Genomic DNA, 13,569 nt, shown 5'->3' on the forward strand with positions numbered 1-13,569 from the left:
CATCAGGCTAGGAGGGCCTATGAGTAATTTTGATAAAATACAAACACGTGAAGCAGGTTTGCACAAACAACTTTCCGCTAAGCAAATGGCCATGATCGCAATCGGAGGTGCAATTGGTACAGGTTTGTTTATGGGCAGTAAATTTGCAATTAGCTTCGCAGGGCCTGCGGTCATCGTGAGCTATGCCATTGGTGGCCTAATTGCATTTGCACTTATGGCTTGCTTAGCAGAAATGACTGTTCAACATCCGACTTCAGGCTCATTTGGCGCATATGCGGAACACTATATGAATCCCTTAGCAGGCTTCTTAGTCCGTTATAGCTATTGGGCCTGTATTGTGCTTGCTGTAGGGACGGAAATCACAGCAGTTGCCGATTATATGAAGCTTTGGTTTCCGCATGTCGATGCGTGGATTTGGATTGCTTTTTTCTCTCTGACTTTACTTTTGGTCAATGCCTATAGTGTCAAAGCCTTTGGCTTTGTCGAATATTGGTTCTCAACGATTAAAGTCTTTGCCATTATTGTCTTTATCCTACTGGCCATTGGAATTTTGACTCAAGGAAGCTCACCGAGCACCCATGTTGTTGAAAACTTAACTGGGCATGGTGGATTTTTTCCTAACGGTTTCCATGGTGTTTGGCTGGGTGTAATTATCTCGATCTTTAGCTACTTAAGTATTGAAATGATTGCTGTTGCTGCTGGTGAGGCTGCCGATCCTGAAAAAGCTGTCAAATATGCCTTTAAAAGCACCGCAATTCGCTTAGTTTTATTTTATTTACTCTCGTTATTCCTGATTGTCAGCTTAGTGCCTTGGACGATCCTGATAGGTCAAGACGCAACAAGCCCCTTTGTCATGGTGATGCAAATTGTTGGCATTCCCTATGCTGACAGTATCCTCAACTTTATTGTTATTGTGGCTGCCTTATCTGCAATGAACAGCATGCTGTATATTTCAACCCGCATGTTATTTAGCTTATCTCGAGCAGGTGATGCACCTAAACGTTTTGGTCGACTTGCTGCAAATGGTGTACCGATTAATGCGCTACTACTCTCTGCAGTCGGTATTGGTATCGCAAGTATTGTCTATACCCTAAATCCAGAGTCAGCTTTTCCAATCATGATTGCACTTTCCATGTTTGGTGCACTGTTTACTTGGGGAAGTATATTCATGACACACTTATTTTTCAGAAGACATTTACGCCAGTCTAAAATTGATTTGAAATTTAAAATTCCGGGTAGTCATTTGATTTCAGTCTTAGGTTTACTCGCGATACTCAGTATTACACTCACCACATGGTTCACCGATGAGTTTAAATCAACACTACAGTTTGGTATCCCCTTTTTGATCATACTTATAGTGTCTTATCTCGTTAAAAATGCCTTAGCTAAACGCAATCCATCGCGTCAAGAACATTCTACTGAGTAACTGCCATGATCAATAACTATGACAACGCCAGCACAGTAAAGAGCGAAGAAGAGATTTTAAGAGATTTTCAAGCGCGTAGTTTAAGTTGTTATCGTCAGTATTCTTGTATTCGTGATATTCCCTATGCTTCAAGCAAACGTACATGCTTAGATCTATTTCAATCAGAGCGCGCCCAAAAAACCGTTGTGTTTATACACGGCGGCTATTGGCAATGGTGTGATAAATCAGACTTCGCATTTATCGCACCTTATATTCTTAAACAAGAGATGCAATGTGTACTTTTAGAGTATGGACTTGCCCCACACTACACCCTAAGCGATATCGTCGCGCAAGTTAAACAAGCGATTGATTTTATCGTGCAGCAAGACTGGATGAGCCAAGAGCTTATCTTGGTAGGCCATTCTGCTGGTGCACATTTAGCAGCATTGATGCTTGATCATCCTAGAGTCAATCAAGCTGTGCTACTCAGTGGCATTTATGATTTAAAGCCAATCCAATACACACCACTCAATCAAGCGCTACAGTTGAGTCAATGGGAGATAGATCATTTAAGCCCTATACTGAGCAGGCAGACCTTAAATAAAAAATACGAGATTTACTGTGGTGGCGAAGAGTTAGAAGCACTACAGCAGCAAAGCAAGCAATACTTTCTAAAAAGACATTTTATAGATGGTCAACAGGTCAAACTTGAACTTTTCCCCAAGATCAACCATTACACCATCTTAGAACATTACTTTAAATATATATTGTAATCATGCTCTTACCCATCATGTCCCAGTACTCTCCTAAAGACATAATCTATCGTGCAATACAGCACCCAACTTAATTCACCTTAAGATACAAGCTTTCTTTTATTTCTTCCATCACGACATAACTATGAGAAGAGGCAGATGCTGGAAGTTTTTTTAATAAATCACCCAGTAAACTACGATATGCCCCCATCTCTTTAAGTCTAGCCTTAACCAAATAATCAAACTCCCCCGAAATCAAATGGCACTCTAACACCTCTGGAATTTCTGCCAGACTCTTTGCCACCTGATCAAATACATCACCTGACTTTGCAGAGAGTTTTATTTCTAAAAACACCAATAAATTACGGTCCACATAGGCAGGATTTAAACGTGCGTAATAGCCCATTATCACGCCCTCACGCTCTAAGCGTTTGACTCGCTCGGAACATGGCGTTGTAGATAAATTCACCTTTTGTGCTAACTCACTAATCGCAATCCGTCCATCTCGCTGCAAGATATCCAAAATCATGCAATCAATACGATCTAATTTTCGCATATTCTTTTCCCTGTTTTTAGAAATTTTTCGCGACAAATACAATGAATCAACCAAACAATAGCATATATTATAGTTAAATTAACTCCAAGACTCACAATATACTAGCTGAATTAACCAATGGGTTTAAGGAATTCAATATGCATGTCATGGTCTTGGGAAGTGGCGTAATTGGCATTACCACAGCGTACTTTCTTGCTAAACAAGGGGTCAAGGTTACTGTACTTGACCGTCAGGCTGGTCCTGCCGAAGAAACAAGCTTTGGTAATGCTGGTCAAATCTCTCCAGGCTACTCAACACCATGGGCAGCACCGGGTATTCCATTTAAAGCAGTCAAGTGGATGTTTCAACATCACGCACCACTTGCCATCAATATGGATGGGAGTATGTGGCAGCTACAGTGGATGGCACAAATGCTTAAAAACTGTAATCCACAAAGCTATGCAATCAATAAAGAACGTATGACTCGTGTGGCTGAATACAGCCGTGATTGTTTACGTCAACTGCGTAAAGACACCGATATTCAATACGAACACCGTAGTAAAGGCACTTTACAGTTGTTTCGCACTGATGCTCAAATTGAAGCGGTACAACGTGATATTCAAGTTCTCAAAGAATGTGGCGTTGACCATGAATTACTCAACGCTGATGAACTTGCAAAAGTTGAACCTGCATTGGCTTATGCCAAAGACAAACTGACAGGTGGCCTACACTTGCCTAACGATGAAACAGGTGACTGCTATATGTTTAGTAATGCACTTGCAAAAATCGCACAGGATATGGGTGTTGAGTTTAAATTCAATCAAAATGTTGAAAAACTTATTGTTGAAGGCAATGACATCAAAGGTGTTGTCGTCAATAGTCAAGTGCAAAAAGCAGATCGTTATGTTCTTGCTTTTGGTAGTTATTCTCGTGATTTCTTAAAACCTTTAGCTCTAAACCTACCTGTTTATCCAGTTAAAGGCTATTCGCTAACACTCCCGATTGTTGACGCTAACTTTGCACCACAATCAACAGTATTAGATGAAACTTATAAAATTGCGATTACACGTTTTGACCAACGTATTCGTGTAGGCGGTATGGCTGAATTAAGTGGTTTTAACTTAGGTCTAAAACAACCCCGTCGTGAAACACTAGAAATGGTTACTCAAGACTTGTTCCCAGGTGGTGATTTGGCTCAAGGATTATTCTGGACAGGTTTACGTCCAATGACTCCAGACAGCACACCGATTATTGGTACAACGCCTTATAACAACCTGTTCATTAACACTGGACATGGTACTTTAGGTTGGACCATGTCTTGTGGTTCAGGCAAATTGATCAGTGATATCGTGTTAAACCACACGCCAGAAATCAGCACTGAAGGCCTCTCTCTAGAGCGCTATCATCAAGTTGCCTAAATGAAAACCCTGATATAGCAGTCAGTCAGTGCAATGCTGACTTAGACTGCAACTGCTTGTGCTTGGCGAATCCACTGTGTATGCAATTGCACGCCAGCATCTTTAAGCAAGTTATATACAGGGCAACGTGTTGCTACTGCTGTTTGTAATGCGACAAGGCGTTGCTCTGATTCTTCAGTTTCGATATATACCGTAAAGTTTAGCTGTTGGAAATGCGGTGAAACACCTTCAACCCCCATCAAACCACGTAGATCAATTGTGCCCTGACTATCAAAACTGAGTGAGCTGAACTCAAATTTTAGCTCTTGAGCAATGAGGGGAATCATCACAGCTTTACAGCCATTGAGTGCTGCAACTAAATATTCCATTGGGTTTGCACCCTTGTCCTTGCCGCCCAAGGCTACAGGCTCATCCATGACTACAGGTGCAAAATCACGAATTTGACTCGTAGACTGCACTCCTGACTGCCATGTCGTTTGTGCTTGAACTTGAATAAGGCTTGATGAAGACATTTACTTGATCCCAATGATTTTCTTTCAAGAAATATAGGCTGAAGTCGTGTCTAAACAAAATCACGTTTTAAGATAAGCTTATAAGGCCCTACATGCTGACCCTCTCATGTCAATTTGCTTAACGATAGTATTCATAAAATTGATTGCTAAACATTTCCTCAGGATCATACTTTTTCTTGAGTTGGAAAAACGCATCCGCTTGTGGGTAAGCCAAACGCATTTTCTCGCGCCCGATATGCAGACGATAGGGTAAATAATACGTCCCTTTATAGCGCAAGGTGATATCCAACAATGCATTGGTTAAACGGCGCATTTCTTGTTCTTGTTCAGCTGTTTTTTGTTGACTAAATAAAAAGACCAGACCAAATACAGGTTCACGCGCATAGTTCATAAAAGCATCTCGATCAGGGCTTACTTCTCGAATAGTAATATTTAATAAATCAATATTGGTCGCTTTAAGTATTGGTCTTAAATCATGAATGAAATTTTGTAGCTGTGCTTCGGGTATAAAATATTCATGTAATAAATCAGTTGATCTTGGGTCTTTATTTTCAATCAGCGATGAATGCTCATTTAAAATTTGATTGCGACTAAATTGCTGATAAGGCGTAATCTGATTGAGTGTATTTTCCAAGTCCCAACGTAGGCGTTTTCCATACTCACTTTGCACAGAGCCCCTAAAAACCAACCGTCTCAGCTCTTCATTTGCCAAGCTTGCTGAAGCTAAAAACTCGGGCTGTTCTGGTGTTTGTTCAAAATAATTTAAAGTGACCTGCTCTAAAAAATTCTTTTTAGAAATACGCAGACGTCCATAAGCAAATTGTACTTTGGGATTGTCACGCACCAACTTTTGATATTGACTCACATAGTTTTCAGGTTTGAGGGTGACCGAATGAAAAGCAAGACTGACGTTATCGACCACCTTTAGCTGCACATCTAAAATTATCCCAAATAATCCATAGCCGCCTATAACCAACTTAAAAAGCTCAGGATTTTCGGTACGGCTACATTGAACGATTTCCCCGTTGGCTTTCATCAAACTAAAAGATTCAACACTCGCAGAAAGTGGTGGGGCTGCTTTTTGCCAACCATGACCATTAACACTGATTGAACCGCCAATAGAGAAATTACTAAAGGACTGCATAATCGCAATCGATTTCCCTTTACCGTCCAAATACTCAATCGCATCTTGCCAAGTCGCTCCTGCCCCCACATGTAAAATATTATTTTGAGCATCCAACTGCATGTGTTTATAAGGCAACATGTTCAGCACAATACCATTTGGGGCAATCGTATGCCCACCCATACTATGTCTAGACCCTGCGATAGATACCTTTAATTGTTTAGCTTTGGCATAGCTTAATAGCTCAACTAACTGTTGGCGCATCTGCTCTGATTGCTGAGCAACGTCCACCACGCGATGCACTTGGGTTAAATTTAACTGACTTGCATCGTTGATATAACCCTCTGCAACAGTAGTTTCAGGGTGTTTTTGCTGAAGCTTTGTGCTAAATAAATGCCATATAGGCAGTGCAATAGACAAACAAATCACGATGCTGAGTAGAACCCAAGCCCATAATCTACCCTGTTGATCACGTTGCGAAAAAGCCATACACCACGACTAAATAAATTAATAATTTTGACAGTATAACGCCGCAATAACTCAGCGCCAGCCAATCAATAATAATTTTTTGGCTGATGATGAGGTCTAGTTGAATTTGATTGAGCTCATTTAACCCCAAGCAAAGCATCTTTTTCCTGCTTAAAAACAACTAGCCTTTGCCTAGGTGTCGCAAAATCCTTATACTTAAACACAATTTTTACTCTGATTTTAATGGATGCAACATGAGTCGCGCCATATCGCATATTGATACTTTCCAAGGCTTAATTCTTGCCTTACAAAACTACTGGGCTGAGCAAGGTTGTGTGGTTTTACAACCTTACGACATGGAAATGGGCGCAGGGACTTTCCATACAGCAACTTTCCTTCGTGCACTTGGGCCTGAAACGTGGAATGCTGCCTACGTACAACCTTCACGTCGCCCTAAAGACGGACGTTATGGCGAAAACCCAAACCGTTTACAGCACTATTATCAATTCCAAGTTGTGCTTAAGCCAAATCCAGACAATATCCAGCAACTTTACCTCGATTCACTCAAGGCGATTGGTATTGACACTTTAGTGCATGATATCCGTTTTGTAGAAGACAACTGGGAATCACCGACACTGGGTGCTTGGGGACTGGGCTGGGAAGTTTGGCTCAATGGCATGGAAGTGACTCAGTTTACTTACTTCCAACAGGTTGGCGGTGTTGAATGTTATCCAGTAACAGGTGAGATCACTTACGGTTTAGAACGCCTCGCGATGTATCTTCAAGGTGTCGACTCAGTTTATGACTTAGTTTGGACCAAAGGTCAGTTTGGTACAGTAACTTATGGTGATGTATTCCATCAAAATGAAGTAGAACAATCGACTTACAACTTTGAATATGCGCCTATTGCTGAATTATTCAAATTATTTGATTTCTATGAAACAGAAGCAAATCGCCTTATGGAAGCAAAACTTCCATTACCAGCCTATGAGCAAGTCATTAAAGCTTCTCATAGCTTCAACTTACTCGATGCCCGTGGTGCAATCTCGGTCACTGAGCGTCAACGCTTTATCTTACGCGTTCGTACTCTAGCGCGTGCAATTGCACAAAGTTATGTTCAAGCACGTGCTGAACTTGGCTTCCCTATGGCTGAGCCACATTTACGTGATGAAGTCTTAGCACAACTTGAAGCACAAGCTGCTGCAGAGTTGGCAAAAATTGAAAATGGCAAAGGAGAATAAAGCATGAGTCAACATACCGTTTTATTCGAATTAGGCTGTGAAGAACTCCCACCGAAAAGTCTCAAAAATTTACGTGATGCTCTAAAAGCAGAAACTGTAAAAGGCTTAAAAGATGCGGGATTAGCTTTTGATGAGATTTTGGCCTATGCAGCACCTCGTCGTCTTGCTCTTAAAATTGTTGGTGTAGATGCGGCTCAAGCAGATACACAAAAACGCTTTGATGGCCCAGCATTACAAGCCGCTTATGATGCAGAGGGTAAACCGACTAAAGCACTTGAAGGCTTTATGCGTGGTCAAGGGATTACTGCTGATCAAGTCAGTACTTTCCAAGCAGGTAAAGTTGAAAAAGTTTGCTACTTAAAAGATGTTAAAGGTCAAAGTTTAGATGCTTTGTTACCACAAATTTTACAAGCAGCTTTAGATAATTTACCAATTGCGAAACGTATGCGCTCTGCTGCAAGCCGCACAGAGTTTGTACGTCCAGTTAAATGGGTACTTTTACTTAAAGACGATCAAGTGATTGAAGCTTCGATCCAAGATCATCAAGCATCAAATATTAGCTATGGTCACCGTTTCCATGCACCACAAGCCATTACTTTGGCGCATGCAAATGACTATCTAGATGTTCTACGTCAAGCTAAAGTCATCGCAGACTTTGCTGAACGTCAAGCCATCATTGATGAACAAGTCAAAACCTTAGCAGATGAAGTCAATGCGATCGCTATTGTTCCTGCTGACTTACGTGATGAAGTAACCGCATTGGTTGAATGGCCTGTTGCTCTTCGTGCAAGCTTTGAAGAGCGTTTCTTGGCTGTACCACAAGAAGCTTTAATCACGACCATGCAAGACAACCAAAAGTACTTCTGCTTGATCAATCAAGATAATAAGCTACAACCTTATTTTATTACTGTATCGAATATTGAGTCTAAAGACCCAAGCCAAATTATCGAAGGTAATGAGAAAGTTGTTCGCCCTCGTTTATCTGATGCTGAATTCTTCTATTTACAAGATCAAAAACAACCACTTGCAAGTCGCAAAGAAAAACTAGCCAATATGGTATTCCAAGCCCAGCTAGGTACGCTTTGGGACAAATCGAGCCGTATTGCTAAACTTGCAGTTGCTCTTAGTGCAGTGACAGGTGCACAAGCTGCTGATGCTGAAAAAGCTGCGCTATTGGCTAAATGCGATTTAACCTCTGAGCTTGTTGGTGAGTTTCCAGAACTCCAAGGTATTGCAGGGACTTACTACGCACGCCTTGAAGGTGAAAACCACGAAGTTGCTGAAGCTTTAGGTGAACAATATTTACCAAAATTTGCAGGCGATGTACTACCTCAAACCAAGACTGGGACAACCCTTGCCCTTGCGGATCGTTTAGATACCTTAGTGGGGATCTTTGGTATTGGTCAGGCACCTACAGGTTCGAAAGATCCATTTGCACTGCGTCGTTCTGCAATTGGTATCTTACGTTTAGTGATTGAAAACAATCTCGATATTTCAATTGAACAGTTGGTTGATTTTGCACTTGATGCATATGCAGCTGTGATTCCAGATCACGCCAAAACTCGTCAAGATGCTGTCAACTTCTTAGAAGGTCGTTATCGTGCAAAATACGAAGACCAAGGTGTTGATGTAGACGTGATCCAAGCCGTTCAAGCTTTATCGCCAAAATCACCACTCGACTTCGATAAACGCGTCAATGCTGTAAATCACTTCCGTAACCTTGCTGAAGCTGCGGCTTTATCTGCAGCAAATAAACGTGTTGCAAATATCTTAGCAAAAGAAACCGCTGCACAAGGTGAGGTAGTCGAAGCTAACCTAGTTGAAGATGCAGAAAAAGCACTTTATGCGGAGCTGCAAGCAATTGGTCCTATCGTACAGCCTTTATTGGCCAACAAGGATTACACCGCTGCACTTTCTAAACTTGCTGCACTGCGTGCACCAATCGATGCTTTCTTTGATAGTGTTATGGTTATGGCAGAAGATCCTGCGCTAAAAGCTAACCGTCTCTCGATTTTAAGTCAGATTCGTAGCTTGTTTACTAGCATCGCAGATATCTCAGTACTACAACACTAAGCTTAGCCTTGAGATGATGATTCATATCCTCATCTCAAAACGCCCTTTGTTTTACTCAGCAAAGGGCGTTTTTTATTACGTTTCTCTATCAACACATCACCACCAATCCACAAGTACTCGATCTGCTCCACTCAATCGTTAAGTCTGTTGCAACTTCACTTCTCGGTTGTAGGCATAAAAGGCAGGATATGCCCACAGCAATAAAGCTAATCCACAAAAAACAATAAAGACCACAGTGACAGAAATATAATTCATCATCTTCAATAACAGTGGGCTTAAACCTAGCTCATAATGATAAATCCCCATTAAAAACAGACTGATGAATGCCAAATGAGGGATAAGTAGACTATTGATTGATAAACTGCATCTTCGATAACGCAGTACATAATAAATACTGGGTAAAAAATATAGCCCTGCAAATAATCCCCACATGAGCCAAGTCAACAAAGAGTGAATAAAAGGCAATTCCCCCGTGTAGCCGTAGGCAAAACCAGGGCGTAACACGAGTAGACAAGCAGTTATAATTATTTTTCTTCGCATATTCATAATATTATCTTTCTGAGGTATTGGACGTTGATTTAATATATTTTGTATATTTTTTGTATCACAAAAAGCATTAAATTCACAGCCCTTTTATACGATTCAAAAAAGTTTTTTCATTTATTCAAAAGATTATAACTATAGCTTAACTTCACTGCGACTGTACTAAACTTAAAAGCTCCAGCTAAACCACTCATGTTCAACTCTGCTGCTCAAAAACAGCCTCGCTATAGCCACAAGCTCAAGGCAACTGACTGTGATTTTTCTAGAAAAATAAATTGATCATGTGCATATCGTAACATTCGGTCACTAAAGCATTAGGGCTGTATGTTTTTATTGAAAATATGTAGTAATGATCTTATGTTTAGGCTGATTTACGCTTACACTGCGGCACGTACAGCACTGTTCATAGCCTTTGCCTAAATACAGGGAATTTACATCATGAGTTTGATGAAAAGTTTATATATTGCTCCTGCTTTATTGAGCCTCGTATTGTCATCTACAATGAGTTTTGCTCAGGCAGACTCAAGCAGTACCGTGGCACAAACAGCAAATAAGACGCCACCTGCTTATGGTGATAATCCAAATATTTTTGAAGTCCTTGCCCATAAAACTTCCGATAAGGTGGTCAATACTGCGGAAAAAGTCGGAGATGCGACAGAACGTGGTGTCGCAAAGGTTAAACCCAAAGTCAATCAGGCTTGGGAAAATATCACGGCCAAACATACCGTTGACGTTCCAATCGAACAAAAATCTCTGAGTCAATCTTCTAACAACGTAGCGGCTCCAAGCAGCAACCAATCACAGGCTCAACCCGCTGTAACTGTTGATCCAAAACCTCAAGCAGAAGCTAAAACAGTAGATGCTCAAACCCCAAGTACAACAGCACCTGAAACTTCTCGACCAAGCACAGTAACAACTCCAGTTACCCAAAAAACACCAGCCATGCCAAGTGCTACACCAGCGACCTCAACGGCCACCCCAACACAAGAAGCACAGCCACAGCCAGCAAAACCGCTTCCAACAACATTAACCACAGCACATGAGTCACAAGCTCACCAAACAATTGTGCTTTAGTACTAAATGATGACAGCTTAGCTATTCACTTGTCGACGTGGCTGTCCTTGGATAAAGGCCTGAGTATTTTCAATCATTTGCTCTACGATTCTTTGCCGTGCATCAACACTACCCCATGCACTGTGTGGGGTAATGATCAAATTAGGAATATTTCCTTGCAACAATAAATGATCTGCTGCTGGTGGCTCTACTGCAAGTACGTCCATTGCAGCACCAGCGATTTGTTCTTGTTGAAGTGCCTGTGCCAATGCAATTTCATTGACAATACCGCCACGTGCACAGTTGATTAAAAATGCTGATTTTTTCATAGAGGCCAAAGCCTGAGCATCAATCAAATTGTGTGTTTGCTCTGTTAATGGACAGTGTAAAGAAAGGAAATCCACTTGTTGTAGCAGCGTCTCAAAAGCAACACGATCGTGCTGTATAGGACGCCCAGGCAATTGAGCGACTAAGACATTCATACCAAAGGCACGTGCAAGCTTAGCAACTGCCTGTCCAAGCTCTCCATACCCCACAATCCCCAAAGTTTTATTCGATAATTCAACGATTGGAAAATCAAGTAAACAGAACTGACTTGATTTGGACCACTCACCTTGGGTGACAGCGCGATCATAGCGTAGTAGTGATGTCGCCAATGCCAACATTAAACTCAGCGTATGCTGAGCAACTGCTGCAGTGCCATAGCCTTGACAGTTGCAGACGACGATTCCTTGTTGCCGAGCATAAGACAAATCAACATTATTGGTTCCTGTTGCAGAAATCAAAATGAGCTTAAGTTTTGGACACTGCTGCATTAACTCAGCATCGATCAGTACTTTATTGCTAATAATCACTTCAGCATCATGTACGCGCTTTAATCGTTCTGCTAAGTGGGTTGCTGGATAAAGTAACAGCTCGCTAAACAAAGCCTTTAATCCACTAAAATCTAAATCATTTTTATCTAAAGAAGCGTGATCTAAAAAAACAGCTTTCATGATTTAAAGCTCCTGATTATCTCTGACAGATCGATGGCTTTGTCAGTATATAAGGTTAAGCTTACCCAATCGCTGTGATTGGGCCTAGTGAATTAATTTACCTGAAATTTTTCTGTGGTCTGAACAGACTCCGACTGAAAACTACAGTTTCCATCTGCATCACTACTTAGATACAAGTTCTTATAGCTCAAGACATAGAAGTCTTCACATTTTTTCACCACAATCGGGTTCATATCTAAGGACAAAGCATCACTACGCTTAAACAATTTAGTGACTCGACGATCGTTCATGCAAATCAAGTAATGCTCTTTATTGATCTCAACCTGAGCCAAGCCATGATTTTTAACATACAAGGCAATAATATATTTACCATTAATATCAACAACTTCACGCGCATAGGCTTCAATTTTCTGCGTGATCATATTAAAAACTAAAATATTGCCTGTACTATCAACCAATTGGCTTGCTTGCTCAAAAGGCAAATTGACTTGAATCCCAAGTTTTAACAGATCTTGCTCATCAACACGCTTGTTGGTCAAAAGTATACGGGTAATTTGCTGTTTCAATTGATTGTCAAAAAATTGCCCATCGAGCTGTAAATCACGACTTTTTAATATCTTTGCTAACGCCGCATTATGAGTTCCAAGCAATCGTGCAATCACACTGCGATAGTAAAACTTACTGTTCTTTTTCACTGCACGCATTTGCTGATAAAAATAAGTTTCATCATAATCGCGCTCAATAAAATCATGTAAAAGTGCTGAATTTGCCAATACAGCAATGACATCATGACCCGTATAAGGAAGTTTTAAGCTATGCAGCTGCGGTAAAACCTCTTGGATTTTATTAAAGTTTTCACTGTCCTCTGCATAGTAAGGATCATAAATAACAATATATTCGCACTCGGCACGAGTATCTTGCTTTTCAATACGCATGCCACTATGCAATGCTGGATCAAAGAAATCTGTATAGCGTCGATCATCTACTTCATCTGGATTGATCGAATACTGTGGCACCATGGCCACAACACGTTGCAGCCCCAACACATTGGAATATTTAATTGCAGCATAAGCTCCCATCGAACCACCATATGCAACCACACGTTGATATTGGTCTAATAGAGGACGAAGATGCTGCATTAGCGCCTGCATACTGCTTGCAGGAAACCATGACTTTTGTTTAGGCATAATGCCAATCACGGCATAATTATATTTTTGTAATGATTTTTCAGCATTGATGCTGAGTCCTTTGGCGCGTGTAATTAAATCACCAAAAGAGATCACCAATGTTGCTGATGTGCCTGGTAAATGAATTGCTCGAATGTGGTCATCTTCAAAAATTATTTGCTTTTCCATTGCAACACCGAGAATGAGTTAAGATCAACTTTATATGCCAGTATTTTAATCAGCTTTACCGACCTAATTAAAAACCAAGAGGTCTATTTTAATCAT

Annotated in this window: 12 protein-coding genes; 6 read left to right on the top strand and 6 right to left on the bottom strand. The window is 40.8% G+C overall.

All coding sequences use genetic code 11. From position 1 onward, the window contains the following. The first annotated feature begins 19 nt into the window (after positions 1–19). The gene (locus Aru01_RS01090) at positions 20–1,426 is read left to right on the top strand and encodes an amino acid permease (protein WP_016657611.1); all 1,407 of its coding nucleotides are present in this window, start codon (positions 20–22) and stop codon (positions 1,424–1,426) included. Positions 1,427–1,434: 8 nt separating this feature from the next. Beyond that, positions 1,435–2,178, top strand: a complete 744-nt coding sequence (locus Aru01_RS01095; protein ID WP_155758010.1) for an alpha/beta hydrolase — start codon at positions 1,435–1,437, stop codon at positions 2,176–2,178. Positions 2,179–2,248: 70 nt separating this feature from the next. Here the strand turns inward: Aru01_RS01095 and Aru01_RS01100 are convergent, their stop codons facing one another. Next, positions 2,249–2,713, bottom strand: a complete 465-nt coding sequence (locus tag Aru01_RS01100) for an Lrp/AsnC ligand binding domain-containing protein (RefSeq protein ID WP_016657613.1) — start codon at positions 2,711–2,713, stop codon at positions 2,249–2,251. A 137-nt stretch (positions 2,714–2,850) separates the two neighbouring features. Here Aru01_RS01100 and Aru01_RS01105 point away from each other — a divergent pair, with 137 nt between their 5' ends. Further along, entirely contained in the window at positions 2,851–4,110 is a 1,260-nt protein-coding gene (locus Aru01_RS01105; protein WP_016657614.1) for a D-amino acid dehydrogenase, read from the top strand. 41 nt (positions 4,111–4,151) lie between these two features. Here Aru01_RS01105 and Aru01_RS01110 read toward each other — a convergent pair whose 3' ends face one another. Continuing rightward, entirely contained in the window at positions 4,152–4,622 is a 471-nt protein-coding gene (locus tag Aru01_RS01110; RefSeq protein ID WP_016657615.1) for an OsmC family protein, read from the bottom strand. Positions 4,623–4,740: 118 nt separating this feature from the next. After that, entirely contained in the window at positions 4,741–6,234 is a 1,494-nt protein-coding gene (locus Aru01_RS01115; protein WP_016657616.1) for an FAD-binding oxidoreductase, read from the bottom strand. A gap of 233 nt (positions 6,235–6,467) precedes the next feature. Here Aru01_RS01115 and glyQ point away from each other — a divergent pair, with 233 nt between their 5' ends. Both glyQ and glyS read left to right on the top strand, forming a co-directional pair. After that, positions 6,468–7,454, top strand: coding sequence for a glycine--tRNA ligase subunit alpha (gene glyQ / locus Aru01_RS01120; RefSeq protein ID WP_016657617.1), 987 nt, complete (start codon positions 6,468–6,470; stop codon positions 7,452–7,454). Positions 7,455–7,457: 3 nt separating this feature from the next. Continuing rightward, the gene (glyS, locus tag Aru01_RS01125; RefSeq protein WP_016657618.1) at positions 7,458–9,527 is read left to right on the top strand and encodes a glycine--tRNA ligase subunit beta; all 2,070 of its coding nucleotides are present in this window, start codon (positions 7,458–7,460) and stop codon (positions 9,525–9,527) included. A 138-nt stretch (positions 9,528–9,665) separates the two neighbouring features. Here glyS and Aru01_RS01130 read toward each other — a convergent pair whose 3' ends face one another. Beyond that, entirely contained in the window at positions 9,666–10,073 is a 408-nt protein-coding gene (locus Aru01_RS01130; protein WP_016657619.1) for a hypothetical protein, read from the bottom strand. A 435-nt stretch (positions 10,074–10,508) separates the two neighbouring features. Here Aru01_RS01130 and Aru01_RS01135 point away from each other — a divergent pair, with 435 nt between their 5' ends. Beyond that, positions 10,509–11,144: a hypothetical protein gene (locus tag Aru01_RS01135; RefSeq protein WP_016657620.1), complete on the top strand. Its 636-nt coding sequence runs from the start codon at positions 10,509–10,511 to the stop codon at positions 11,142–11,144. Between the two features lie 17 nt (positions 11,145–11,161). Here the strand turns inward: Aru01_RS01135 and Aru01_RS01140 are convergent, their stop codons facing one another. Continuing rightward, the gene (locus Aru01_RS01140) at positions 11,162–12,118 is read right to left on the bottom strand and encodes a 2-hydroxyacid dehydrogenase (protein ID WP_016657621.1); all 957 of its coding nucleotides are present in this window, start codon (positions 12,116–12,118) and stop codon (positions 11,162–11,164) included. Positions 12,119–12,210: 92 nt separating this feature from the next. After that, entirely contained in the window at positions 12,211–13,473 is a 1,263-nt protein-coding gene (locus tag Aru01_RS01145) for a hypothetical protein (RefSeq protein WP_016657622.1), read from the bottom strand. Positions 13,474–13,569 lie beyond the last annotated feature (96 nt).

The organism is Acinetobacter rudis (genome assembly GCF_000829675.1).
Taxonomy (GTDB): domain Bacteria; phylum Pseudomonadota; class Gammaproteobacteria; order Pseudomonadales; family Moraxellaceae; genus Acinetobacter; species Acinetobacter rudis.

Coding starts and splice junctions, on each gene's coding strand:
- Aru01_RS01100 (WP_016657613.1), bottom strand. CDS start 2,713: ATGCGAAAATTAGATCGTATTGATTGCATGATTTTGGATATCTTGCAG.
- Aru01_RS01140 (WP_016657621.1), bottom strand. CDS start 12,118: ATGAAAGCTGTTTTTTTAGATCACGCTTCTTTAGATAAAAATGATTTA.
- glyS (WP_016657618.1), top strand. CDS start 7,458: ATGAGTCAACATACCGTTTTATTCGAATTAGGCTGTGAAGAACTCCCA.
- Aru01_RS01135 (WP_016657620.1), top strand. CDS start 10,509: ATGAGTTTGATGAAAAGTTTATATATTGCTCCTGCTTTATTGAGCCTC.
- glyQ (WP_016657617.1), top strand. CDS start 6,468: ATGAGTCGCGCCATATCGCATATTGATACTTTCCAAGGCTTAATTCTT.
- Aru01_RS01105 (WP_016657614.1), top strand. CDS start 2,851: ATGCATGTCATGGTCTTGGGAAGTGGCGTAATTGGCATTACCACAGCG.
- Aru01_RS01110 (WP_016657615.1), bottom strand. CDS start 4,622: ATGTCTTCATCAAGCCTTATTCAAGTTCAAGCACAAACGACATGGCAG.
- Aru01_RS01145 (WP_016657622.1), bottom strand. CDS start 13,473: ATGGAAAAGCAAATAATTTTTGAAGATGACCACATTCGAGCAATTCAT.
- Aru01_RS01130 (WP_016657619.1), bottom strand. CDS start 10,073: ATGAATATGCGAAGAAAAATAATTATAACTGCTTGTCTACTCGTGTTA.
- Aru01_RS01115 (WP_016657616.1), bottom strand. CDS start 6,234: ATGGCTTTTTCGCAACGTGATCAACAGGGTAGATTATGGGCTTGGGTT.
- Aru01_RS01090 (WP_016657611.1), top strand. CDS start 20: ATGAGTAATTTTGATAAAATACAAACACGTGAAGCAGGTTTGCACAAA.